At 40.7% G+C, this 24478-nt stretch carries 27 protein-coding genes; 1 reads left to right on the forward strand and 26 read right to left on the reverse strand.

The annotated features are described in order from the left end of the window. Positions 1-19 precede the first annotated feature (19 nt). From AC1VYS_RS23705 to AC1VYS_RS23825, 25 genes are all read right to left on the reverse strand, one after another. Positions 20-1003 carry a hypothetical protein gene (locus AC1VYS_RS23705; RefSeq protein ID WP_482911730.1) on the reverse strand — a complete coding sequence of 328 codons (984 nt, stop codon included), beginning with the start codon at positions 1001-1003 and terminating at the stop codon, positions 20-22. Next, positions 990-1538, reverse strand: coding sequence for a hypothetical protein (locus tag AC1VYS_RS23710; protein ID WP_308723527.1), 549 nt, complete (start codon positions 1536-1538; stop codon positions 990-992). Before AC1VYS_RS23710 ends, AC1VYS_RS23705 begins: the two co-directional genes overlap by 14 nt. A 13-nt stretch (positions 1539-1551) precedes the next feature. Next, complete coding sequence (locus tag AC1VYS_RS23715; RefSeq protein WP_482911731.1) at positions 1552-1932, reverse strand: hypothetical protein; 381 nt, start codon at positions 1930-1932, stop codon at positions 1552-1554. A gap of 43 nt (positions 1933-1975) precedes the next feature. Further along, on the reverse strand, positions 1976-2479 hold the full coding sequence (locus tag AC1VYS_RS23720; RefSeq protein WP_482911732.1) for an ABC transporter permease: 504 nt from the start codon (positions 2477-2479) through the stop codon (positions 1976-1978). A gap of 29 nt (positions 2480-2508) precedes the next feature. Beyond that, positions 2509-2973: an ABC transporter permease gene (locus AC1VYS_RS23725; protein ID WP_482911733.1), complete on the reverse strand. Its 465-nt coding sequence runs from the start codon at positions 2971-2973 to the stop codon at positions 2509-2511. Positions 2974-2991: 18 nt separating this feature from the next. Further along, entirely contained in the window at positions 2992-5064 is a 2073-nt protein-coding gene (locus tag AC1VYS_RS23730; protein ID WP_482911734.1) for a hypothetical protein, read from the reverse strand. Beyond that, positions 5061-6968 carry a P-loop NTPase family protein gene (locus AC1VYS_RS23735; protein ID WP_482911735.1) on the reverse strand — a complete coding sequence of 636 codons (1908 nt, stop codon included), beginning with the start codon at positions 6966-6968 and terminating at the stop codon, positions 5061-5063. The genes AC1VYS_RS23730 and AC1VYS_RS23735 overlap by 4 nt, the downstream gene beginning before the upstream one ends. Positions 6969-6970: 2 nt before the next feature. Beyond that, positions 6971-7810, reverse strand: a complete 840-nt coding sequence (locus AC1VYS_RS23740; RefSeq protein ID WP_482911736.1) for a hypothetical protein — start codon at positions 7808-7810, stop codon at positions 6971-6973. A 1-nt stretch (position 7811) separates the two neighbouring features. Continuing rightward, positions 7812-8495, reverse strand: coding sequence for a hypothetical protein (locus AC1VYS_RS23745; protein ID WP_482911737.1), 684 nt, complete (start codon positions 8493-8495; stop codon positions 7812-7814). 14 nt (positions 8496-8509) lie between these two features. Continuing rightward, positions 8510-9544 carry an SAF domain-containing protein gene (locus tag AC1VYS_RS23750; protein WP_482911738.1) on the reverse strand — a complete coding sequence of 345 codons (1035 nt, stop codon included), beginning with the start codon at positions 9542-9544 and terminating at the stop codon, positions 8510-8512. Between the two features lie 36 nt (positions 9545-9580). Then, positions 9581-10846 carry a hypothetical protein gene (locus AC1VYS_RS23755; protein WP_482911739.1) on the reverse strand — a complete coding sequence of 422 codons (1266 nt, stop codon included), beginning with the start codon at positions 10844-10846 and terminating at the stop codon, positions 9581-9583. Between the two features lie 15 nt (positions 10847-10861). Next, the gene (locus AC1VYS_RS23760; RefSeq protein ID WP_482934420.1) at positions 10862-11926 is read right to left on the reverse strand and encodes a nucleotidyl cyclase domain-containing protein; all 1065 of its coding nucleotides are present in this window, start codon (positions 11924-11926) and stop codon (positions 10862-10864) included. Between the two features lie 262 nt (positions 11927-12188). Beyond that, positions 12189-12407, reverse strand: a complete 219-nt coding sequence (locus tag AC1VYS_RS23765; RefSeq protein ID WP_482911741.1) for a hypothetical protein — start codon at positions 12405-12407, stop codon at positions 12189-12191. A gap of 659 nt (positions 12408-13066) precedes the next feature. Then, on the reverse strand, positions 13067-13579 hold the full coding sequence (locus AC1VYS_RS23770) for a hypothetical protein (RefSeq protein WP_482911742.1): 513 nt from the start codon (positions 13577-13579) through the stop codon (positions 13067-13069). Between the two features lie 106 nt (positions 13580-13685). Continuing rightward, complete coding sequence (locus tag AC1VYS_RS23775; RefSeq protein WP_482911743.1) at positions 13686-14057, reverse strand: DUF7674 family protein; 372 nt, start codon at positions 14055-14057, stop codon at positions 13686-13688. A gap of 11 nt (positions 14058-14068) precedes the next feature. Next, on the reverse strand, positions 14069-14296 hold the full coding sequence (locus AC1VYS_RS23780) for a hypothetical protein (RefSeq protein ID WP_482911744.1): 228 nt from the start codon (positions 14294-14296) through the stop codon (positions 14069-14071). 110 nt (positions 14297-14406) lie between these two features. Continuing rightward, positions 14407-14787 carry a hypothetical protein gene (locus tag AC1VYS_RS23785; RefSeq protein WP_482911745.1) on the reverse strand — a complete coding sequence of 127 codons (381 nt, stop codon included), beginning with the start codon at positions 14785-14787 and terminating at the stop codon, positions 14407-14409. Between the two features lie 327 nt (positions 14788-15114). After that, positions 15115-15453: a hypothetical protein gene (locus AC1VYS_RS23790; RefSeq protein WP_482911746.1), complete on the reverse strand. Its 339-nt coding sequence runs from the start codon at positions 15451-15453 to the stop codon at positions 15115-15117. A 59-nt stretch (positions 15454-15512) separates the two neighbouring features. Further along, complete coding sequence (locus AC1VYS_RS23795; protein ID WP_482911747.1) at positions 15513-16058, reverse strand: hypothetical protein; 546 nt, start codon at positions 16056-16058, stop codon at positions 15513-15515. Beyond that, positions 16045-16347, reverse strand: a complete 303-nt coding sequence (locus AC1VYS_RS23800; RefSeq protein ID WP_482911748.1) for a hypothetical protein — start codon at positions 16345-16347, stop codon at positions 16045-16047. Before AC1VYS_RS23800 ends, AC1VYS_RS23795 begins: the two co-directional genes overlap by 14 nt. Before the next feature lie 274 nt (positions 16348-16621). After that, positions 16622-17389, reverse strand: a complete 768-nt coding sequence (locus AC1VYS_RS23805; protein WP_482911749.1) for a DUF3600 domain-containing protein — start codon at positions 17387-17389, stop codon at positions 16622-16624. Then, positions 17376-17969, reverse strand: coding sequence for a sigma-70 family RNA polymerase sigma factor (locus AC1VYS_RS23810; protein WP_482911750.1), 594 nt, complete (start codon positions 17967-17969; stop codon positions 17376-17378). Before AC1VYS_RS23810 ends, AC1VYS_RS23805 begins: the two co-directional genes overlap by 14 nt. A gap of 485 nt (positions 17970-18454) precedes the next feature. After that, complete coding sequence (locus AC1VYS_RS23815; protein WP_482911751.1) at positions 18455-20194, reverse strand: ABC transporter ATP-binding protein; 1740 nt, start codon at positions 20192-20194, stop codon at positions 18455-18457. A 365-nt stretch (positions 20195-20559) separates the two neighbouring features. Beyond that, positions 20560-21354, reverse strand: a complete 795-nt coding sequence (locus AC1VYS_RS23820; RefSeq protein WP_482911752.1) for a TrmH family RNA methyltransferase — start codon at positions 21352-21354, stop codon at positions 20560-20562. A 102-nt stretch (positions 21355-21456) separates the two neighbouring features. Beyond that, complete coding sequence (locus tag AC1VYS_RS23825) at positions 21457-22119, reverse strand: potassium channel family protein (protein ID WP_090919680.1); 663 nt, start codon at positions 22117-22119, stop codon at positions 21457-21459. Between the two features lie 168 nt (positions 22120-22287). On the opposite strand from AC1VYS_RS23825, the gene sspI reads away from it, so the two are divergent. Then, entirely contained in the window at positions 22288-22521 is a 234-nt protein-coding gene (gene sspI / locus AC1VYS_RS23830; protein WP_036673259.1) for a small acid-soluble spore protein SspI, read from the forward strand. 169 nt (positions 22522-22690) lie between these two features. On the opposite strand, the gene AC1VYS_RS23835 is transcribed toward sspI, so the two are convergent. Further along, positions 22691-24274, reverse strand: coding sequence for a peptide chain release factor 3 (locus tag AC1VYS_RS23835; RefSeq protein WP_090919682.1), 1584 nt, complete (start codon positions 24272-24274; stop codon positions 22691-22693). Between the last annotated feature and the right edge of the window lie 204 nt (positions 24275-24478).

Genomic DNA, 24478 nt, shown 5'->3' on the forward strand with positions numbered 1-24478 from the left:
TCCTCTTCATGCAACTTCTTTAACGATTCATACAACCCTTGGGATAATAACCAGCCGCTGCCGCGTCTTTCTCACTTGAAAAGGTCTCCTCTTCCCTGTAGCCGTAAGAACATGTGCTTGGATAATAATATTTAATACCAGTTGCTGGATTTACAGCACCCTTGATCTCGGTTTTCTTAACTAGACGCCCTCCGCCAAGTGCGTAGTTATTATAAAATTGGTCACCGATGGGAATGCCTTGAATGAATGCCATAATACCAATATCATCAATCGAATTAATCCATTGCTCTTGGGAAATCTGTGGAAGCTTAAACGTATAGTGAATACCATATCTAGTCGCATATTCATTATGTTTGTTTATGTAATAAGCCAGATCCTGCTGAATACTCTTCACAATGACGCTCTTGCGCATCAGTTCAAAATCGGCTGCATTATCTAATAAAGGAATGTTCGTTGTACCCGCCAAATCTTCACGGAAGCCTTCTACCCAAGCTCTGGCATAAGCATCGTATGCGTACACATAACTGTCCAACGTGAAGCTTATGCTGTTGCCGCGATTGTCGGAATACGAATATGGTTTTTTGGGTCTCCACATATGCTTAAACACTCGCTCACCATTAGCGTCACGATACTCATCAATGGCGTATACGTCATAACCATCGTAATCAATGACCGCAACGGCTGGTATATATCCAGCAAGAGCACCTTGTCTAACCAGATCATTCACAACATCAAAGTTCAGATAGAGGGTACGGAAAAAGGTATCCAATGCCCGCTCTTTGTTAGCAAAGAAAAACTTTCTCGACTGATATCCCGCTTCATATTCTTGAAGAACATTCGTATTCAACATCTGAGAAGCATCTTGAACAGCAGTATGAAGCGTTGCAGAATATTGATCTGACAAAGCAAGTGCTGTCTTCTGATCCCCAGTTCGGAAATCCATAATGAGATAGAACGGCACAAAGATACAGATAAAGAAAATCGCCCAATTAGTAATCTTCATTGATTACCATGCCTCCGTAAGGAACGTAAACCTTGACATTCCCGTTCGTGATTCCCCCTGTGAACACATCGTTTAAAATAGTTGCCATCGTGCGGTTCACATTTTTTACTTTTACGGTGAAGAAATCACCTACCGCCATCACGTATCTTCGATTGAGATCCGCTGTGGGACTGCTCGGAAATAATCTTTGCATGATTTCCTGGTTGTAGTGACCATCAAAATACGTTGTAAAACTATCACGGAATGTCGCTGCATTAGCCGGATCGGAGTAATCCGGATTGTACTTCTTATGCAAATGTTCCATCTGAATCTCATACTGATTGCCTGTGGCTCCCAGCTTCTGATTAAACTCGGTATACATTTCAGGTGTGATGTACCCTTTAGTCCGGGCCGAATCCACAAATGTAGTCACCGCCGAATGTACCACAAGCTGTGACAGGTCATCCTGCCGCTGTGCCTGCTGGAACAACGGATAGAGGAATAACAAAATGATAGCGATAAAAACACCTAATATTTTGGAGAAAGAGTTTTCCAAACAAGCTCACCCTTTATGTAAAAACAATGGTTTGTACCTTGCCTTGACTGTCCCTTATATAAGACACGGTATACGTTCGGTTCAGATCAATGCCTGAGACATCAATACTTTCAATATCATCTGAACGATAGAAATATTGGTTAACTACACGAATGTTGGCATCCAGTGCTTTCATCTGCCTGATGCTATGAAGCACCTCTGCACCGGTGTACGTCACTTGTTCTGTAATTTCGAGACTGGTAAATAATCTCCGATCTTCGTTGACTGCGCTTTTGTGTGCTGCCTGAACAGCAGCATCCTGAGATTGGATGCCTCCTAGAGCGAACATGCAGGCAACGAGCACAATACTGATCTCAGCTGCCACGAGTATGAACTTTTCTACCGTTTCGCTCATTGGAGGACCTCCTTGTATTTCATTTTCACTAAATCATTAACTCTTATCTCTGTTGTTCAAATTTAATTCCTCTTATCATGTTATTGTCATCTCTCAGGATACTAGAGATGAACTTCCCACTCGGATTGATGTATTCAACAGAAGACTGCAATTCAGCATTGCTCAGAGAGGTTTTCTTCCATTTCTCAAGAGATTTGACTACTCCTCTGTCATCCAAATTAAATTGTTGACCATAAAATGTACCTAAAGTTTTAGAATCAGCATAATATTGCTTTCCAGTTATCACCTGTATACCAAACTCATCCTGATTCATATACTGCCGTATTGCATTCAGCACCTGACTTCCTGACAGCGTTGTATTGCTATACGTCTGATACTCTGTATCGGACAGTTGGGTTGTAATAGCCGCCATCTTCGTCTGGCCCTGTTTCGCCGCATCCTGTGATGAGATCGTGATAATAACAACAATCGTAATCAACATAATCGTGAGGAATATACCTGCTGCGACGCGTATACCGACGCCTGTATTTTCTTCCAAATAACTCAATCCCTTCTTTTATTTGAACCTGAACATTACTACTCCTGTTCAAAGATAATGCCTCTTATCATATTGTTTTTGTCCCTCACAATGGAAGATCTAAATTTCCCACTAGGATTAACATATTCTTCAGAAGATTGTCTCTCAGCAGCGGAAAGACTAGAACTACTGCTTCCAGTTATCTCTCCTATGTCATTAAATACATCACCGTAGAAAGTGCCCACAGTTCCTCTCTGTTTCCCTGTAATTACTTGAACTCCAAACTGCTCCTGATTCATATATTGCCTCACGGCATTCAATACCTGACTTCCTGATAGTGTCGTATTGCTATACGTCTGATACTCTGTATCCGACAGTTGTGTTGTTATAGCCGCCATCTTGGTCTGCCCTTGTTTTGCCGCATCCTGTGATGAAATCGTGATAATAACGACAATCGTAATCAGCATAATCGTGAGGAATATACCTGCCGCGACGCGTATACCGACGCCTGTATTTTCTTCCATGGAAAAATCGCTCCTCTCTTATATAGTTTGTAGTTGCGTAGATATATCACTTAACTGTTTAAAGGACATATAGAGGAATGGAAATACCAGATAAAGAGCGATAAGCAGCGCTCCTGGCGTCCATCCAAATAACTTGCCATAGGAAGTTTTTTTGCGAATCAGAAGCTCCAGTCGTTCTTTTTTCTGTTCCGCGTAATACTCCTGCTCCATTTCCAGATCATCAAATGCTTCGCGTAAAGAAAGCTTCTCTACAGCCTGCATTAAACGTTTCACGATTCTGCCAAAGGAATCGAAGGGAGCATCCGATTTCAGCATTTTCAGCGCATCTTCTGCGCCACTGTCATAGTTGAGCAGACACTTCTGCAAGGCAGGACGGAAAATAATACTGTAACGTTCCATCCACTCCAGTACAGTCTCCACCGAAATTCGTTCAAACTCACATAATATCGATATAAGCACATGAAACTGATCCACTTCATTTTGCATTTCCAGTGCCCGTAAGCGGCGCTGAAATTGCAGCATCCATATTGTGATGTAATAACCGACACCGCCTGCACCAATTGCAATCAGAAGCTCCCACCATTTGAGATACTCGTTATTCACAACAGTGATTTTACTTATAATCCGGTTAACGATATTATTCATCGCAACATCCGTCAGCGGCTCATTCGTGTGAGCTTCGACCGATTGAACAATCTGTTCTCGAGTCAGATCTTTATTGCTCCGAAGATCCTCCATAATTCGATTGTCCATCGTCGTTAATTGATTCGCGCGTTCCAATTCATCCGCATTCATATATCCCAGAATATTGGTTTCTTCCGTTGTGGGTTTGCTAAATATATGGTGAACACTGTTATAGTGCAGGAATACCGAGATCAGGATCACACCCAAAAATGCAGAAACGGAGATAACAACTCGATGGATATACAACCATTCCAACGTCAAATGGGAATTCGCCTCTTTAAGCAGCATATTGGTTCGATGATGCTTCCTTGTATTGGACGGTGGAACCAGTCGATCCACAATCCACTTTACCCAAGACCAAGAGTAAGCTTTCTTTTCCCATTCCTTTCTTGGACCCTTCGGAACATATTTGGCTTCATCATTTTCGGACAGCTTGCGGATAAGTAAGTAACAGATTACAGCCGATGCATAGATAAACATACGAATCAGAAATCCAATTCTACTATCGTAGAAATCCGTTGTTATTGGAAAATAGTTCTCTGCCCAGCGCTGTAACGGAAAGGAGAGTAAGATCGGCAATAACGCAAGTAAGGTGAGTCCACCTAACTTATAGCGCAGTTTCTGCCTTCTCATCAGGTCATATCTGATCTCCTGCACGAATTTGTTGATAGCATTCAAATACATGGAGCCCTTCTGTACATTCCGATCACCATATTCCATGATCAAGTGCGAGACTCCAGAGAACACCTTCAAATATCGGTTGGGTGCAACCGCATAATACTTTTCCAGTTCCCTGCCGGGATCTTTGGACGTCAACACTTCATGAATCCGCTCGGTTTGAAGTTTAATATCATGTGGTGAGGATTGAGCCGCCTGATACAGAGCCTCGTCCACCATTCGAACTTCCTGATAGTGATGGCGGTCATCCTCCAGAACATTAGAAAACTGTTTCAACAAGCGGTCTTCAACACGATTAACAAAAATATCAATGAACAATTCATTAATCACAATCGCAGCCAGTGCACCGAAAAATAATGCCATCCAGCTCTTACTAAAGATCGCAAGAATAATGAGTCCGCCTAGTATGGATCCCAAGGTTAAGTAGGTAATCCGCATGGTTTCTTTACGTAACGAGTATTCATCATACGTATTGATCGCGGTAAGACGCTTGCGAATTTTTAATATCTGTGATTTGATAATCGGCACTTTGATCAGCTGATGATATGATTTCTGATAAAACACCAGTAATTGCCGAGGAGTTCTGCCCGTTACATTTTTGGAAGAAGGCCATACATTCTCCCGATTTTTCTTGCGTTTGCGATCTTTCAGGATGAGATAAAGAAGTATTCCGCCCGAGATTAGAAGAGCACCGCCCGAAATGGCAAAGATCCATATCCACTTATTCATTGAGCTTGCCCCCAATGTGTGTTCAAGAATTGGCTAAAGTTTGCCCGGTCTTCTTCATTCATGTGAAACAGCATCTTTTCAATTTTTTCAGGAGAGATGGGGGACACAGCGACATATTCACCGTTTCGATATTCAATGATATTCCGTGCCGTCCACACTCTCCCACTGTTTCTGCGATAGACTTCTCGTTGCAGATTAACCAGCGCATCAAGCTTGCTCTCAATAGAATCTCCCTTGGTTATTGCTTCATCATGCTCCAGCGAATCCGATTCAAATCGGACGGGCGTAATCTCTGTAATGCGCTCGATGTAACGTTTACCGTTCATCTCCTTGCGCATGTGAACGTCCCACTGTACCGCATTGGCAACCTGTTCTTCTGCAATGCGTTCGTTTTGGAATACACCCGTTTTGAGCAGTGAGTTACGCAAAGACCAGACCAGTTCTCGTGCAGAAGTCGCGTGGTGTGTGAAAATCGTAAATAGACTCGCTACCTGCGACATCTGGATCATCCAGGCTGCAACAGGATCTGTTGCCACCTCTCCCAGGATGTTTACCGATCCATCTGTTTTTTTCTGAAGATCTAGTCCTGCTTGTCCCGTTATGTTCTCCGTCTCACGTAAAGCGAGCGAGTTACGCTGCGGGTACAGCCTTCTTAAATGAAGCTCAAATGTCATCTCTTGAATCCTCAGAGTTAACGTAGCATATATGTATTTCACAGAAGCCATAACCAAGGAGGTCTTACCTGACCCTTGCGGACCAGTAAACGCAGTAACCTGCGCACCTTTCATCAAATACTTAATCATATCTCTTGCTAACTCCGCATTCACTGTATCCTTGGACGAAATTAGATGATCCAGCTTCATATTGGGAAGATCAAACTTTCTGACAAAAAATGCCCAGCTTTCTGCAAATGGAGGTCTGACTACGACAACCCGTGATCCGTCTTTCATCTCATTGACTTTAAAGCCGTTCGTCTCGGTCAATTGACCTGGATTATCATACTTATAAATATTCTGACAGACCCTTTTCAACTCCAAGTCAGTTCCAAAACTCAGAAACGACATATGAATTGACTTACCTCGGAAGAAAATCCACACACTCTGATATCCCGGGTACTTATACTGTTTCATTCCTTGCAATAGTGACATTTCATCTTCTACCATCTGCATATGAGTAGGAACTCCAGATACGCCACCTGATATACCATCAATAGACATATCACGTATCTCATCAATCACCCCGAAGCCCTTATAATGCTGGTAGACCCGCTGTACAACAATCGCCAGTTTGTCGTCAAACTCCAGACCACCGCGTGCTTCTTTTACATAAATGGAGTCGATCTCCTCACCAGTAATCACATAGGAATCTACAGTTCCATCCTCAATAACCTTTTTCGGCTCATCCAATTTATACTTGTCAATCAGTTTAGATAATGCATGAAAGCCATGTTTTTTCTTGAACAAATGAAGTAGAATATCAAACTTGTCCTGCTGTGTTAATTGATCCTCATCTTCAAATGGAATTAATCGATTGATGTTATCATCGTTGAACCCATAATTTCGTTCGAGCAGATCCGAGATGAACTGCTTAAGATATATTTTTTCTTGTATGTCACCCGAAGTCGCATTTTTCATCGCACTTCGTAATTCAGCTACGATCCCTTGACGGCGATTGTATTCCTCACTGCTCATCCCCATGTCCAGCAGATTACTGTTTACATACTCATTAATCATTGTTTTTACATACTCAAGAAGATAATCAAATTCAAACCTCTCTTGGTTCTCACTCTTTTTATTCGTTACACTTCGACCCGGCTTTCGGTTCAGTTTTACAAATAAATAAGCGATTAATATAGCTACAATGAGCATAATAACAAGGAAATTAATGGTGAATGCTAATCCCATCTCTAACTCCCTCTTTCGATTCGCTTCAGTTTGGTATTAATCCCAATCTCATGCAAAATGGTTTTTGCTGCGCGTCCGACTTCTTGTATAAAATAATAATTTTCATTGTTGCTGCTAATATAACGATTCCTTGCAAAGAAACCTTTAATATCTCCATCGTTCATGTGGTCCTTGAAACTTGTATTGTATGGGATCGTTAGAATCGGATGTTTAAATTTGTACTTGTTCGCAATATTTTTAATTTTGTATTTAGATAACGGATCATATTGTGTCATCAGAAGCAAATGTGGTTTTTGTTGTAAAGCCTCCGGCCACTGACTTTGTTGTGCGTCAAAATATTTCTCAAGAACACTCACGTTCTGATTAACACAGACGATAACCAAATCGGCTTCTTTGATTAAGCTATTGGACACCTCATTCTCTTGCTCACTTCTGGCATCCAAAAGAGAAATCCCATAATACTCCGCCGCCATGCGGAAGATCATGTTAACTGATTCTATGGAACTTGGCTGAGGACGATTCAAGCGTTCACTTCCCCAAAGCAGATCCAGTCGATTCCGCTCTACCATCAACGTATAATTTTTGACGCTGTCCCGTTCAAGCTTACTGCTCTTGGCTACACGCTCCAATGAATCAAGTCCAAGTCCACCAATGGCAAAAAATTGCCGATTATATTGACTGATCGTTTTATTAAAGAAACGTTCCATATCACCATCCGTCCGTTGCGGCTGTGATACTAGTGTTCGAACATCGTATTCAAATCCGATAAATGTAGCCAATGCAGCGGTTGCACTCGTTACACCGATCCCATGCTGCATACCCCATAATGCAATTTTCCCCATACTAATTACTCCTTTCGGCCCGCTTCCATAGTGCGTTAACCTTGGACATTTCCTGGCCCAAAATGAATTCCACTACCTGTTTAATCACCAGTTTATAGGAATTGGACATCCGCTTAACCATCACTGTACTTTTATATTGATTAATGATTTTTAGTGTCTGATCGCGTTCATCCGGATAATAAATCAAACTTTCTTTCCAAGTTATTGGCAAGTCATCCAGCAGACTATTCATGTATGTTTCATCCAGATGGTTACTGACCTCATAGATTACTTTTGTTACAGGCAAGTTAATAGCGGATAACTTCTCTCCTTGAAAATAAGCCCGGATCAGATTTACATTTTTCTGAATCACAGGATTCTCATATGATGTGACGACGTAGACAAAATCCGCTGTTGGCCAGCTCTCCAATTTGTTTTCATCATTACAATCAATCAATACAAAATCATACTCGGAATCTCTGAGATTGTGCTGCAGATCCTCGTAGGAATGTATATCTTCCATAACATCAAATTGATCATGTGTATGCAGAGTGAGGGAGTCATCTACTTTAGGAAATACATATTCATAGTCTCTGTGCCTCGTAGCATCCACAAGCAGAACCTTGTGGTCCATCGATAACATTTTTCCAAGGTACATCATAAAATCCGTTTTATCGTAGTGGCCGATAACAAGTATTTGTTTCATGTCGGTCTCCTTATTTACTGTCCAGGTTCTCGTGTATTGCTATCCTTGAAAACACTTCCTGAGTCTGAATTGACGTTAGATGTATTGCCGTTCATGTCCTGTTGATTCAATCCTGATGTTGCATCATTCATCAATGTATTATCCTGCTGCGCATTTGCTTTCTTTCCTTGACCCTCTGTTTCGGTGATGTACTCACCGCTATTCAGCTCTGTTGTATTACGTCCGCTAATATACTTTTGGCGATCCTCATCACTCATGGATTTCAGATCCTGCTCCAATTTGGCTCTTACTTGCCGTTCAAGAGCAGAAGTTGCAATACCCACAATATTAGGGTTGGATTCTATAAGATCCAGCACTTTGGCATTTGATGGATAGTTTGGAATTGCAGCGTCTTGCATGTACGGATCAACATAACTTAAAGCATAGATTGATGCATCGTTAATATAAGCATCCACGATTGCACTAGACATCGTCAGAATTTCCTTCTCACTCATCTTGTACCATATCGTCCCATTATTTAAATCTTCAACTTTCTTCTTCGAAAGAACTATGTAATCCTGACCCGTCGCAAAGCGAATCCGAACATCTACAAACTCATCTTTCTTCAACTTCAAGGGAAGTCTCACCAGACTAAATTCCTGATTTCTAAGATCTTTTGGCGTTATACCATCTTCAAACAACATGGTGTTTGTGATCATTGAATTTTTCTGCAAATCTATTTTTATTCTTTTTCCAACAATATCTGCTTGCTCAACCGTATTCTGTGGAACGGTACTAACCGGTACAACAAGTGATGTAACATCATTTTCGGTAATAAGATCACCCGCAGTATGATTATCATTCAGAACAGTCACTCGCATCTTATCTTCGTTTAATTTCTTCTGGGCATCCTGAAGTTGCTGTTCAAGCTGCACCGTTCTTTCTACGTATCTTCCTTGAATGTAATCAATGATAAAATACCCTGCAACAACACATAAAAATAGTACAATTGCACCTCCAATGGAAGCGGACAGAAGCAGCTGCTTCTGTCTAAATCGAATCTTTGACATAATGAACCCCTCTCACTCTAACATCGTTAAATCCAATTACATTTTCACAGCTAATAATGTGATCAGCACGATAATAATCACGATGCATAACCCCAAAACTCCATATAACAATGATTTGGAGGATATCTTTTTGCTGTCCCCCATGTAGCTTTTCATCAATTTATTAAGTACCGAATCTGTATCACTCTGGTGTTTATACGGGTCTGCATGTGGCGGAATACGATAAACGAGGTTACCCGGAAGCTCTTTACGTATATCCTGGATACTCAGATTCTCAACAAAAGGCACACAATAAACCCAATTCGATTGATCCATTTTTTTATGTATATCTCTGAATCTTCGGATTTTCCCTTGACGCCATTCACTGCCTGCACCCACTACAATGTTCACACTAGCTCGGTAAAATTCCTTACTCCATTCACTTTCTTCAAAGCCGCCAATATCTAAAATCAAGTAGTCATGTCCTAACGTGACTAGGTGATTCATGTCTATTTTGCTATTATTTTTGTAGTACTCTACACCCTCAATTGAAAAGTGAATATGATTGCTTTTAAAATCCTGTGTTCCTTCATAAGCATTCTCAATAGCTGTAAAATCGCTTGACCCGTTTGCTTCAACCAAACCTACAGAATAGCCTTTTCGCTTCAAATAATTAGCAATCAATATACTCTGGTGGGTTGAACCTACCTTGGACTCTACTCCCATAACAGCAACGAGAATGGTGCCAATGATGCGATCCTTAAGAATAATTCTCTCTTGAATAGGTACGTCTGGAAGCTCAAGGTCCATCACATCAGATGAGTCGAACCCCCCTGAAGAGGTTAGCTTAGCTGTATAACGATAGATCCGATCCTTTACTTTTTCCAATTCAGAATCTGTTGTATCCCAATCGCCTTGTGGACCCGTTTCTGAGCCGTTTTGATCTGAATGTGGCAATAAATTGCGCAACGCTGGAATAATGGATTTCGCCTTGGTCCCTGGTGAGGTAGTTACCACATTAATCCCCATATCAGCCAATTCATGAACGACTCCATCATCCTCATAACGATCAAGAGCTATAACAATAATTTTGGTGTTAGGTCTTATTACGCGATACTGACTAATGCCTCTTAGAAAAGTCTGTGCATCTGTACAATCGATATCTGTGATAAAAGCATTGATATTAATTCGCGCTACAGCTTCACAATATTCAACAAACTGCGCGCCTTCAAACCGGCCTGCTTTTTCAAAACTAACATCGGTGTTTCCTATAGCCTCATGTACCAGTGCAGAAGCTTTATTGGAGATAATTACTGCATTCACGGTGTCCTGCCCCCATTAGTCTGCTAATATTTTGCTTTGATCCAAATCAAAAATTTTATTTAATCCATGTTGCTTCGTTCGAACCGCTCCTTCTCTAGCTTCAGAGATCAGTTCATCCAAAGCCATTCCCGGTTTAGTATCCGTGTATCCAACAAGAACAGTTGTTGAGGCCTCTACATCAATTTTCATTCTTATTGAATTAACCAGTTCCGAGAGCGGCATTCCAGCGCTTGTTACTAGAGCAATCAGAGTATTATTTTGATAACGCCCTGCAAATCCCAGCCCATCTAGAGCTCTTCCTAGAGCTCTACCTGCTCTTCTGTATGATTCTTCCTCCGAGATATGTGTTGAAACATTTTGAATTTCTATGTATAGCACACCTACCGTTTTACCACTTGTTAAAGCTTGATTAGCTTGATGTACGAAGTGTTTCTGTGTGAATAACCCTGTAATTTCATCTCGAGTCGACGTGTATGTAGCTGCTTGCATAACACCAATAATCTTTTCGAAGATCATTACAAATATGATAAAGCTTGCAAAAGTGCTAAAAATCAATCCTAATTCTGCCAATAATTCATATCCTGTAAATGCTCCTGCTAAGTGCAACAAATATTGCAAAGAGAAAAGGACTGTTGCCATAAAATATTTAGGGTTTAGACCCACATCCGGAAAAAGCTTAACCAGTGTAAAAAGAGTCACACTGACAACGGCTAGAAACAACAGAAACGAACTCATCTGTACAGGTAAGAACAGAGACATCGCTGCAGTGATTAGAGTAACCGCTGTTCCGCCCAAGTGAACGTATAACTTGTCTGTACTTTTATAGTAAAGGCGAAAAAGAGCAATTTGTGTTATGACTAGTCCTGCGGCGTAAAGAGACATAAAGAACATATTAAAGTTAAAAAGTTTAGCAGACATCAGAGACATTCCAATACTGGAGAACAACATTAGAGAAAATGCAGCCAGAAACTTCAAATATGTCGGGTTTCTCCATTTTCTGTACATGAATAATCCAACAATAAACAAAATACAATTTACAGATAATAAAAAGCCTGATGTAAATCTTTCAAGATCAATCATATTTCTACCACAACCCACTTTCCTAAAAATAAGCAATATCCAGTGTTTTTTTTCCAATTTATCTTTCATTTTTCCCAGTTCTATTGAATGGAATTATAATAAATATATGGTTCTAAATACCTATATATTGGATAAATAAGTAACATTGATTTAAATCATAGCCTCAAATCGGCAATTTTACAACATTTTTTTGTTATTTATGACCAAATATGACTAAGTATATAGTCCTCACTGCTGTAACAAGACCTAGTCATTTTCAGACTCATGTCTTAATTTCCTTTTTTATTTCCAAAACCAACTTTAATATTTGGATAATTAAGGGTATGTTTTTATTTTTTTCAATACAAAGACCTATTGTATCTTCAGATACAATAGGTCTTTGTATTGCATTATTTTTTCTTTTATTTGTAGAAGCCTCATTCAAAATAACAGAAAAATGATTAGTCCTTTGTAAAACATAAAAACGCATTTCGTATTTCATTTGCATTTACATGTAAGATCTCACACCTCAATATCCTTCCATTAACTATGGTTATGCATATAAATGCAAATTGCTTTATAATATATTGTTTTGAGATTCAATGCACCATTCGCAACTGATGCATTAATACGTATCGATCTGATTCTTATGAAAAATTACAGATTCAACAGTAAGTCCAACCTATCTCCTTTGTTACCCCGTAACACTTACAAATAATTTACAAAATATATCAATTTATTATTAATTTCATACGGAAAATTTTACTATTTATTGGAGTTTGCGATTCTTAATTAAGTGATCTTCCACGTCACATTGCCTTTGTTCGTTTGCTGAACAGTGTAAATCAGTGCAAACCAAAATCAAGCAACTCAGCAGAATTAACTGGTCCGGTTTATCTTATCGAGTAATGAATACCAATCATCCTGATGTACATCAGGTTCAATTTCCTCATATTTCAAACCAAAAACATAATGATAAAGGAAGTGATTAAAATCTCCCAAATTCTTCTTATTCCATACTTCTTGATGATCCTGTGTGCAATAATAGATGTGTCCAGAATACTTATTAATCACTAACGGTTCATACAGTATTTGACCTATTTCTAGCCATTGATCTGGCCCGCCCCTAATTCACCGTAAATAATACTGTTTGGTTCAGCTTCAAGTGTTGCTTTCACCTCCGATATTAAGTCGTAAAGATGTTGATCCACCCGTCTTACCCTCCAGCAATTTTGATATTCTCTTACCATCAAACCGGTTGCCCCATCCTCTATTTTCATCTAAAGGGTACATCAGAAATAAATGGACATCCGGTAATGGAAATTGTTTCTTTTCCATGAATAAAATGATTTGTTCCATACATTTCAGACTATTCATTCCATGTCCCTCAATGACAGAGTATGCATGACTGATTCCCAATTCGAATATTTCTCTAATAAAAACATGTATCGATATGTCACAACTTTTATATAAATTACGCAAATACAAATATTCTTCTTTGCTCAAATGAGCAAACTCTTGTTCTTCATAGGTTTCAAACTCAAGCAAATTTTCGGGGATGATCTCAACAATAATTTCATTCCAATCGTCCAAATACCGAATATCAGTAAATGTCCATAAGTAGCTTAACACGATTTCCCAATCATTAATGTCATATTCCAAAGCTGAAATCATGTTCTCCAGGCAGCTTATTGCATAGGCGACTCTGCCTCTTAACGATATGTTACTAAATGGCTCTATGCTCATCATTCACCTTCCAGTTGATCAGGAGCGTTATCAGCTAAACTTCTCTACCCAAAGCTTTATCCGCTTCAATTTGTAGTTTTGTCGTTTTAGGTCCCATGTATTTCTGTGCAGTTCGTAAAATATTTTTTTCATTACCCAGAATTTCTAATGCGGTAATTGAAAATATATTTATCAAGTGAGTATCTTCATCATTCGAAACTTCTTCAAAATATTCAAATATCCGTTCTAATAGCTCAATGTTTTTCTCCCGTCTTATAAGTTCAATGACTACAGGCATGAAAACATCCTCGATTATAACCGTCTCCAACACCTCACCATTAAACTCAATAGATTCTCTGTAGGATGCCTCTGTTGATGGGAAAAACTCTAACATTTTTCTCATAAATGCTTCCGATTGACTAGTCATTGTTCCCACTCCTATGCTAATGGATATGGTTCATCCCAGAGATCTATGGATAACTCCAAATCCATTACTTTTTGAACTGCTTCATCACATCTTTCTATAGTACCAACGTCCACATAATAATCATAATCGAAGCGAACGAACATGGACTCTGACGCTAACTGAATCCAGATGTATTCTCTTAGAGCCAAACGGGCAACATGTTCCATATTTTCAACATTCACTTTCAGACCTTTTTCCAATATCGGATAACGAAGTCCATGTTTCTTTATTACCTGGTTGATACAAAGGCAGTTCGTCCTTTTTATACTTTGACATTTGCCAAACGAAGTGAATCCTAATCACCTATTTTCTAATTATTCTTTTTCCCAATATCCAGAAAACCGTAAATCGTTACATTCTGTTTGCCAAAGCTGACTTCACACAATTCTGCAGGAGAGAAATGGCGGTTTATGCCACACTGTTTGAAGCGATCCAAGATATAATGTATTGTTTCATTCTCCAATTCAAGCATCACTGTTGAGCCTGAGCGGCTTAGTTTATCTTGCTCATTATTGATAGTAATACTAATTGTTTGTACGATCCTATTATTAATAGCTGCAGGTTCACCCAATCTAATTTCCCCTGTTCCTCCCTCTGAAGCGATCTGAAAGGCTTTTATTAAATCATTAATGTCATTAATTTGAAACCGTAGATGAAGAGCGTACTTCCCTTTCCTCTCTAATGTTATCATTATACCTCCACTAGTAATCTAAGATCAGGGCTTCTCCCCTAATTCTAACCATCTACAGCACTTCCACATCAACTTAAATTAATTAAGATATGACTATGTTAACTTCTCACGTTGAAGCGAATCCTCTAACTAAATTTTTTTTGCAGTAATCGGTGTAATAACCTCCCGCAATCACTCTCTTTATTAGCTGAATAAGCAGAAAACGTAAATCTAAAAGATCCCTGTCCTCTATCTTCTCAACCGATATGTATACGCACCTCCTTTATAAATTAATATTCTTCATATTCATTGCGCACGTGTCTCTTATTTTGATCTGCTTGGTACCTCCTACCCTTCTCTCAAAATTTCGTTATAAATGTTTCGAAAAAAATCTCTTTTATTCTTAATCTGATTCTCAAATGGCAGCGAAATAGAAACAAAAACCCCGCCAAAGTAAGCTTCATTATCTATATCTATGCATAACGCTAAAACGATTTTCATACTCTTCTGTTCGCTCACATTCAAGCTTTTATACCCTGGTATGATCACACTTCGTATGACCTGCATTTGTTGCTCCTTATCGTTAATATCTAGTTCGCAGATTTCATCGTACTGTTCCTCTGTAAGAAAATCCTGATCCAGATATTTCAAAAGTGTTACGACACTTTCTGCTTTTAACCTGCTCATACGCTTTTAACATCTCCTATTTAGACTACTCTCTGTACCATTCAAATCAGCTTCTAATTTCAAGGTACTAATAACTCTTTTTTGATTAGATTTTCATCACTCCAAGGGGAATCCAAAACAAGTTCATTCATCAATAAAAGCATGAGGATTTCGGTAATCTTCGAGAAAACGGATTCACTGGAACCCACTACACTATGAGCACCTAATCCAAACACAATACTTCCAGAATACTTCCAATTAGCGTCTTGTGTTTTTTTCTTAGCTGCAACCATAATTGCATCTGCATATTCATCTGGAATACCTGTGTATATAATTTCCTTAGGTCCCAATGCAGAGCGATATAATTCATGTTCATTTTTACTTTTTTCAACTTTAATTAATAATTCCGAGGTCTCCTCAGGTATGTATTCTACTCCCAGCAACGCATAGTAAGAGCTGTTTCTAGCCAATTTAAGTTCCATCACAATTTGGTTATACTTGGAAACTGAGTTCTGATTTAAATGTATTACGGTTTTCAACTCGTCAGCCGTTTGATTAAAACCAATCGGAGTCGTTCCCTTCCAGACCACCGCCTTAGTGAAATTACCCAAATCATAAACTTCCATCCGTGCCCTCCTTACGAATAACACCTTTCTCAGCTGCTTTCCCTAGCCTAATTAGAAATTGCAAATGTTTGTCAGTGAAATGTTCATGCAAGTTCTCGATTTCATCATCCAAAAAATTTCTCTCAATATTGTCTAAACTTGCAGTTAAAATGGCAATCATACCATAGATGTTATACTCTTCCCACTCCTCATATAAGCTCCCCCAATTTTCTATCACATCCACTAAACCGCGAAAATCATTGATCTCTCTGAACGATTTGTTCCAATCCGCATTGCGCTCGCTATCCATACCCTGCTCCTTTCATTGGCAGAGATAATCAAGATAATCAACACCAATATTCAATTTTAAAATGGCCTCAAACACCTGTATATCTTTTGGACATAATTATTGCAGGATATCCACTATTCATTACTAATACATATTCTTCCTTACTAATAATATCATGAAAAGAACCTACTGTACTTGAACAGTTCCTCATATAAAAAACCACTGTATCCTTGGTTGGATACAGCGGTCTCTTTGCCCATTTTCTCCTGTTCGTTTAAGCCACCGACAGCATGAATCAACGCACATCCAGCCCGATTTTTTCCAAATATACACTCATACGCTCTGTTAATTGATCCAGATCAGCCCGCTGATCTTTGGATAACCGATTCATGTCATAACTGTCTTCCGTGCCTTCCACTGTTGTGTTGTACGTCTTCATTTGTTCATATACAGATTTAAAGTCGGCATATTCTTCCTTGGTAAACAACTTTTCTGCCTGGGTAAACTGTTCCTCCCAAAATCCAGCTTCGTCCATTAACCTCGGTGAAACAGATAGAGATTTGGATGACTTGTTCTCCAACGAATTCATTTTATCAAAAAAAGGCTCCAGCTTTGCTGTAATTTGATTATACTTTTCCCGCTCCTCTATACTCCAGCTATCCGGGTTTATTTTTCCTTGGGTATCAGCATGGGTTACTGCCATTTCTCCAAATTGTTTGAGCAGTCCCATATACAGCCCAAATTCACTTTCCGTAAAATGAGCCTTGGCCTGCTGTAGCTTTGCTTCCAATCGCTCGTAATTTGCTGCTGTCCCACCTAACGAGGCAACATTTTCCCGTGAACCATATATACTGTCAGCCAGATAGGTATACCCTGCGTAAGCTCCTGTAGGGATAAGAAGCGCTGCAAGTAGCAATATGCTCACTCGCCATGTTTTGCTTCGTTGGCTATTAATCTTTTTTTTGTGAGTCTCATTCATTACATTATGTTTGATCTGATCCGAGATGATCCAATCTTTCGTTTCCTCCTGATATGCCGACCGTAACTGTTCATCCAATTTCATTAGCGTTGTCCACCTTTCTCGCAAGTTCGGAGTGTAGTTCCTGCTTCTGTCTCAATTTGGTGAGTGCTGCGTGAATTCGAGATTTAACTGTCCCCAGCGGGATATCTAAAATGTCAGCGACTTCTTCCTGGGTATATTCGTTCAAATAGTGTAACGTCACGACCTGCTGCAACTTGTAAGGCAGACGATGCACTTGCTCCAGTAAGTGACGATTCGCCAGTTTATGGATTAAATGAGAGGAGAAATCAGCCTCCAAACCCGTTTGGGTATTCATCTGCTCCATTCGTTGCGAGAATTGTAATTGCATCATTTTCCTACGTCGATAACTTTTGATCTGCCGCATGCTAACTCCCATTAACCATGGCCTAAAAGCGCGTCCAAGATCATATCTCTCCAAGGACCGATAAGCCTGAATGTAAATTTCCTGCACCAGATCCTCGGCATCCGCCGCATCATGTACCAGAAATCGAACCGTACGATACACATCCGTTACTGTCTTCTCATATAATTCTCCATAAGCCTCATGGTCTCCAGCCAAGGTCAGCCGCACCAATGTTATGTACTCGTTCTCTTCACTCATTTTCCATCCCCTTTCTGCTGATACTATATATTGGTTTAAACATTAGATATCGTTCGATTTTATTTCATATTTGAATTTCTAAAATGAAAAACACCTTCAAGATAATAATCTCTCATCCTTCGACAGAGTCCATTATTTTGAATGTAAGAAGTTTCTCTATTAATCCCATTTTTTGATTTAACAATAAAATATCTATGTAAACTAAGAATTCCATGCTTTAGTGTCTTTTTGCATCTAAATGGCCACTGCGGGCTTTACGACATTATATCAATGTTAATTTGATGTTATAGATTTTCTCATCTCATACTATTATCAGTATCCATTGATGTATTAAATCACATGCCTAAAAAGACTGGGAAATGTTAGCTTGAATGCATACATTTCAACCAGTCTTCGAGTATGTCCAGACCAAATCAATTAGGAATTGAACAGGATTTTTATTAAACAGTCTGGTTACTCAAGAGCTTTAATCCATGAATACAGTCTTACAATTGCTGTTTCTCCACCATCCTGTAATAATTCCCCTTTCGAGACTGCAATTCACTTGGACTGCCTTGCTCTATAATGCGCCCATTTTCAATCACTAGGATATAATCGGCATTCTTCACGGTTGAGAGCCGATGTGCTATGACCAATATAGTTTGCTTCCCCTTTAGGTTCAATAGGGTATCATTCAAATCACTCTCCGTCATAGCATCCAGAGCAGAGGTATACTCATCCAGCATCAGAACTCGGAATTCATTCATGAATGCCCTAGCTAATAAAATTCGTTGAATTTCTCCACCAGAGAGATTATCTCCATGGCTCTCCACCTTCTTCTCATATTGCTCAGGCATGGCTTGAACAAATGATTGAACATGAGCTATTTTTACAGCAGAATTGAATCTCACCCATGCCTTTTCATCCATTTCTTCTTTTTCTAGCGGATAAATGATGTTTTCTAAAATAGACTTATTCCACAACACTCCCTTTTGTGGAGAATAGCCAATATATTTTCTTAATTCATGAAGATCGATTTCCTTTATAGGTACGCCGTCCAGTAATATCTCCCCGTCATCCGGCTCTACATACCTGTGGATTAGTTCAAAGATCGTGGATTTCCCCGATCCGCTTAGACCAACAATACCAACGAAAGTTCCTGGCTTAATATCTAAATTAAAGTTCGAGATACCAAAGGAGTCTTCTGCCGCATAACGATACGATACATTTCTCATCTGAAGGCAAGGGATTTGGGTATAATCAGGAAGTTTAGCTCCTGATTCGATCTTTTCTAATTCAAGTATTTCATTCAAGTTATCTACGATAACTTTCATACGGCTCATATCGATATTCAGCGTAAAAAGCGACTTGAAAATGCTATACAATCTTGGGAGTATAACAATAAATGCCAGCAGCGTCCCTGGTGAAATTTGACCGATCAGAATCAGGTATAGACTATAACCATAAATGATACCCGTAATCAAAGAAATCACAGTGTCAGCAACAAGGTTTAACACCATATGATGAAAAACCCGAGCCTGCTTTGAAATCTTCCAGGCTTCATCGTTCCAGTTGTTCCACCTCTTCTTCTCAGCTTGATGCCCATTAGACATATGAACCGCTTTCAAATTATAAAAGAAATCATTCAAATAACTTATGCCCTGTTCCAAAATATTATAATAACGCTTATCCAGCCTCTCCGTCTTGTTCCTAAAGCGCTTAAAACCATACATAAACACAGGAAATGATATCATGGCTACTAATGTTAGTTCAACACTCATGGACAGCATGATCCACAAAGTGGCAATTAACAAAATGGCATTTGTTACGATCGACATGATGGTTTCTACTACAAAAACTTCACAAAGCATTCCAACTTGTGAAGTGATTCGGTTAATAATTTCTCCTCTTCCGATTTTGTCCACATTTCTTGGTCGGATTTGAAGCAGTTGAGCAAACAAGCGCAGGCGAAGGTTCTTGGATAGATGGTTGCCTAACTCATTGTTATAATACGTGGTAACACTGTTTAATGCGGCATAAACAATGGGGATAAGAATGAGTATTATAATATATAATGTAGCCGTCCCCATATGTTTTCCAGGTAAAATATCGTCAAATAAATCTTTAAAAAGGAGTGGTTGCACGATGGAAACTAGTGAGGCTGAAATATTGAACAACAAAATTAAAAAAATGATTATTTTACTTTTATACAATATTTCAATAATCCCTGCCCGGATTTGATTCATAGACAATCGCAACCTCCTTTAATGGTCATACAGCAACAGTTTATAGCTTTGAAACTGGAAATAAACTGGTTTGATTGTGAACGAAAACGACTAATATTTCGTGTCCTTGAAGAGATAGAGAAATACCTGATTAAAAGCTTGGGTAAACTACTTGCAATCCTTAAAAGTCTTGATTTGCCTGGGTTTCTGCTTGATTACCTATTCGGGATTTAGACGAAAAGTCCCTGCTGTGGTGGTTTAATGGACGAGAAAAAGACTGGAGAAATGGTTGGGGAATAGCGGCAACCAAGTTCCAGTCTTTGGTGAGTTGGGGACAGTTAATTTTAGTCAGTAAAAGAAAACTTGAAATTTTTGGTCAGAAATTATTAGTTAATAAACATCCGTTGCCGCATCGCTTCAAACAACAAAATCGTTGCTGCCATCGCGGCGTTAAGCGACTCGGCTTGTCCTTGCATTGGAATCGTAATTGCGTCATCCACGAGTTGTGCCGTGGTGTCCGAGATGCCCTTGCCCTCATTGCCAATGACAAGCCATACCGGCTTGGTAAAATCATAACTGTAACACGAATGCTCTGCCTGCAAAGAGGTGCTAACCAGTCTCACACCTGCGGCTTTTGCCTCAGGAAGCAACGACTGCAATTCTCCCTCCACAATGGGCAAATGGAACAAAGAGCCCATCGTTGATCGAATTGTCTTCGGGTTATACACATCCGCACAGCCAGCGCCAAGAACCACACCTGCCGCTCCGGCAGCATCCGCACTGCGAATGATCGTGCCCACATTTCCGGGATCTTGCACATTGTCCAGCACAACCACCAAACCTTGCGGCTCTGCAATCAGACTTTGCAGCGGCTCTTTACTTTTTCGCACGATTGCAAATACCGGCTGAGGGGTCATCGTATCCGTACATTTGGCGATCACGGCAGGAGACACACTGACCCACTCGACTCGCTTCAGTGGATTCTCCAGTCCAGCTAGCTCTATAGGCACTCCCTGCTCACCGTCGTATACGATACACTCCAGATCAGCTCCGGCACGTAGCGCTTCCTGTACAAGATGAATGCCCTCGATTATATATTTATGTTGACGGGTTCGATGCTTTTTCTCCAGCAACTGTGCCCACTCTTTTACACGTGTATTTTGCGGTGATACAATATCCATCGTTCCATCCTTCCCGTTTGCGGGTTCACTATTTCAATCTACAGCAATCTGCTCACAAACTCCCCGAGCCTGCTCTTCATTTAAATGTCCTATGTTCCTTAATCACTTTGGATAGGCCAGCTCCAGCTTGGTCAGATGATCCTTGTGCCCGACAATAACCAGTACATCTCCATCTGCAATCCGATCCTCGGCATAAGGGGAGATGTTCATAGAACCCCCGCTTTTAATGGCCATGACGTTACAGCCGAAACGCGCCCGAATGTTCAGCTCCAATAGGTTTTTGCCAATCATCTGCTCGGATGCTCTAATCTCCAAAATGCTGTAATCCTCGGATAATTCAATATAGTCCAGAATGTTGGGTGATGTTAAATGATGCGCTACACGCAGACCCATATCCCGTTCCGGGTAAATGACTTTGTCCGCACCAATCTTCTGCAACACCTTGCCATGTAACTCATTTTGAGCCTTTACAATCAGTACGGGCACACCCATATCTTTCAATATCAATGTGGTCAAAATACTCGCCTGTATATCTTCGCCAATCGCTACAACAACAACGTCAAAATTACGTATGCCCAGCGCTCGCAGCGCTTCTTCATCCGTTGAATCTGCCGATACCGCATGGGTCACCACATTGGACATTTCCTGCGTCCGTTGCTCGTTCGCATCAATCGCCAGCACGTCAAACCCCATACCGCTCAGTGCATTCGCTATACTTGACCCGAATCGTCCCATACCGATTACAGCATACTGTTTCTTCGCCATCAGGGTATTTAACCTCCCGCTGCATTACGGCAAGACGTACCAATTCCTGTACGATGCCAACGTAAATAATCCTTCGTAGTATACCACAAAGACGGAAAAACTTGAATGCGCTCACCCTCCACAGGGAACAGTAATACAGCAGCCGAATAAACCGAGGAGGGAATTGCGATGCCCATTACATTAAGCCTGCGTGAAGCGATTGTTCATAAGGTTCATGACAAAAGTGATGACCAGCTCCGGGAGATGATCGAAGGTTCAGTGGACGGACCTGAAGCAGCGTTGCCTGGACTTGGCGCCATTTTCGAGATGATCTGGAAGAACACAGAGCCTGCCAAGCAGGAGGAACTGATTCAAATTGCGCAGGAGCATCTGCACACCATTCCCGTACAACCGCTTCGATAATCGAAGCACTGACGGGTGAAGGAAACCATCAAAGCGTTTGTTCTGTCTGCAAAAAAAGCTCCCCTAATCCGGCAGGATAAATTCTGCCTATAGGTAAGGTGAAGCAAAAAATCCCTCCACCACCCGGCGGAGGGATTTAATTATATCTTTATATTCGGGATCATATTCATTAAGGCGCAGTTTCAAGGAACTTCGCTGTCGGATTTTTATCGATCGCCGTTCTCATCGCATACTCATTCTCGAAGAGTACAACGTAATTGCCCTTTTTATCTTTTACCAGGGCAGAGTTAATCCGGAATTTACTCGGGTCTAAGTTCTCGTCCACGATCCAGCGGGCAAACTGATACTGCATCCGTTGCAACTGCACATCTACCCCATATTCACCCTTCATCCGGTATTCGAATACCTCGAACTGGAGCTGACCGACTACGCCCAGAATGGTCTCATCAAAGCTCACCGTGTTAAATACTTGAATAGTACCTTCCTCCGTAAGCTGATCGATCCCTTTTTGATACTGTTTGTGTTTCAGCGCGTTTTTAACCGTCACTTTGGCAAAAATCTCAGGCGAAAATGTTGGCAATTCATCAAATACCACTTCACTGCCCTGACTCAGCGAATCCCCGATCCGGAAAATTCCCGGATCGAACAGACCGATGATGTCGCCAGCATAAGCCTCTTCGACGATATCCCGATCCTGTGCCAGGAATTGCTGCGGTTGGGACAGCTTAATTTCTTTGCCTACACGATTATGCTTCACGCTCATGCCTCGCTCGAACTTACCGGACACAATACGCAAGAACGCGATCCGGTCGCGGTGTGCAGGGTTCATATTCGCCTGAATTTTGAATACATAACCCGTGAACTTCTCATTGGTTGGTTCAATTTCGCCAGCGGTACTGCGGCGTGGTTCTGGCTTCGGAGCAAGCTCCAGGAAATTTTCGAGGAACGTCTGCACACCAAAATTGTTGATGGCACTGCCGAAGAAAATCGGTGTCAGTTCACCCTTCTGTACCTTTTCCATATCAAATGGGTCACCTGCTACATCCAGAAGCTCAAGCTCCTGACATAGCTGATCATGCAGGTACTCACCCGCCATCTCGCGGATAATCGGATCCTTGTATCCATCGACTTTTTGCACTTTGATCGTCGAATGATCGTCGCCTTGGAACAACTCCACCTGATTTTTCATCCGGTCGTACACACCGCACAGATCACGGCCTGTACCAATCGGCCAGTTCATAGGCACGGAGCGAATACCCAATACGTTTTCCAGTTCTTCCATCAGGTCAAACGGACTTTGTCCCTCACGGTCCAGTTTGTTGATAAACGTAAAGATCGGAATGCCACGCTTCGCACATACCTGGAACAATTTGATCGTCTGTGCCTCGACACCTTTTGCCACGTCAATCAACATCACCGCGCTGTCGGCAGCTGTCAGTGTACGATACGTGTCTTCACTGAAGTCTTGGTGACCTGGAGTATCCAAAATGTTAACCCGATGATCCAGATAATCGAACTGCATGACAGAGGATGTAACCGAGATCCCCCGCTGTTTCTCGATTTCCATCCAGTCACTTGTCGCGTGTTTGCTTGCTTTCCGGGCTTTAACTGTTCCCGCAAGGCGAATCGCGCCCCCGAACAACAGCAGCTTCTCGGTCAAAGTCGTTTTACCCGCATCGGGGTGAGAGATAATGGCAAACGTCCGGCGTTTGTCCACTTCCTTTTGAAGAATGTTATTTGCAGCTTTGCTCATAGCGTCTATCCCTTTCATCCGTTCATTCACGTTAATCCGGTCAGCGCCGGTCGTCCATAGAGTCACTTGGTAAACTTTCAAACGTAGTTGTAAAATCTAAAACTTTATGCCACCCGGCTAAGCCGGTTGATTATAAACTCGCATGTCATCCTCATCAACAGAGGTACACGATAAATTCATTTTACACATTTACAATGGAGTTCA

The organism is Paenibacillus sp. G34 (assembly GCF_056856875.1).

Coding starts and splice junctions, on each gene's coding strand:
- AC1VYS_RS23705 (WP_482911730.1), bottom strand. CDS start 1,003: ATGAAGATTACTAATTGGGCGATTTTCTTTATCTGTATCTTTGTGCCG.
- AC1VYS_RS23715 (WP_482911731.1), bottom strand. CDS start 1,932: ATGAGCGAAACGGTAGAAAAGTTCATACTCGTGGCAGCTGAGATCAGT.
- AC1VYS_RS23725 (WP_482911733.1), bottom strand. CDS start 2,973: ATGGAAGAAAATACAGGCGTCGGTATACGCGTCGCGGCAGGTATATTC.
- AC1VYS_RS23730 (WP_482911734.1), bottom strand. CDS start 5,064: ATGAATAAGTGGATATGGATCTTTGCCATTTCGGGCGGTGCTCTTCTA.
- AC1VYS_RS23735 (WP_482911735.1), bottom strand. CDS start 6,968: ATGGGATTAGCATTCACCATTAATTTCCTTGTTATTATGCTCATTGTA.
- AC1VYS_RS23740 (WP_482911736.1), bottom strand. CDS start 7,810: ATGGGGAAAATTGCATTATGGGGTATGCAGCATGGGATCGGTGTAACG.
- AC1VYS_RS23745 (WP_482911737.1), bottom strand. CDS start 8,495: ATGAAACAAATACTTGTTATCGGCCACTACGATAAAACGGATTTTATG.
- AC1VYS_RS23750 (WP_482911738.1), bottom strand. CDS start 9,544: ATGTCAAAGATTCGATTTAGACAGAAGCAGCTGCTTCTGTCCGCTTCC.
- AC1VYS_RS23760 (WP_482934420.1), bottom strand. CDS start 11,926: ATGATTGATCTTGAAAGATTTACATCAGGCTTTTTATTATCTGTAAAT.
- AC1VYS_RS23765 (WP_482911741.1), bottom strand. CDS start 12,407: ATGAAATACGAAATGCGTTTTTATGTTTTACAAAGGACTAATCATTTT.
- AC1VYS_RS23770 (WP_482911742.1), bottom strand. CDS start 13,579: ATGATTTCAGCTTTGGAATATGACATTAATGATTGGGAAATCGTGTTA.
- AC1VYS_RS23775 (WP_482911743.1), bottom strand. CDS start 14,057: ATGACTAGTCAATCGGAAGCATTTATGAGAAAAATGTTAGAGTTTTTC.
- AC1VYS_RS23785 (WP_482911745.1), bottom strand. CDS start 14,787: ATGATAACATTAGAGAGGAAAGGGAAGTACGCTCTTCATCTACGGTTT.
- AC1VYS_RS23790 (WP_482911746.1), bottom strand. CDS start 15,453: ATGAGCAGGTTAAAAGCAGAAAGTGTCGTAACACTTTTGAAATATCTG.
- AC1VYS_RS23795 (WP_482911747.1), bottom strand. CDS start 16,058: ATGGAAGTTTATGATTTGGGTAATTTCACTAAGGCGGTGGTCTGGAAG.
- AC1VYS_RS23800 (WP_482911748.1), bottom strand. CDS start 16,347: ATGGATAGCGAGCGCAATGCGGATTGGAACAAATCGTTCAGAGAGATC.
- AC1VYS_RS23805 (WP_482911749.1), bottom strand. CDS start 17,389: ATGAAATTGGATGAACAGTTACGGTCGGCATATCAGGAGGAAACGAAA.
- AC1VYS_RS23810 (WP_482911750.1), bottom strand. CDS start 17,969: ATGAGTGAAGAGAACGAGTACATAACATTGGTGCGGCTGACCTTGGCT.
- AC1VYS_RS23815 (WP_482911751.1), bottom strand. CDS start 20,194: ATGAATCAAATCCGGGCAGGGATTATTGAAATATTGTATAAAAGTAAA.
- AC1VYS_RS23820 (WP_482911752.1), bottom strand. CDS start 21,354: ATGGATATTGTATCACCGCAAAATACACGTGTAAAAGAGTGGGCACAG.
- AC1VYS_RS23825 (WP_090919680.1), bottom strand. CDS start 22,119: ATGGCGAAGAAACAGTATGCTGTAATCGGTATGGGACGATTCGGGTCA.
- sspI (WP_036673259.1), top strand. CDS start 22,288: ATGCCCATTACATTAAGCCTGCGTGAAGCGATTGTTCATAAGGTTCAT.
- AC1VYS_RS23835 (WP_090919682.1), bottom strand. CDS start 24,274: ATGAGCAAAGCTGCAAATAACATTCTTCAAAAGGAAGTGGACAAACGC.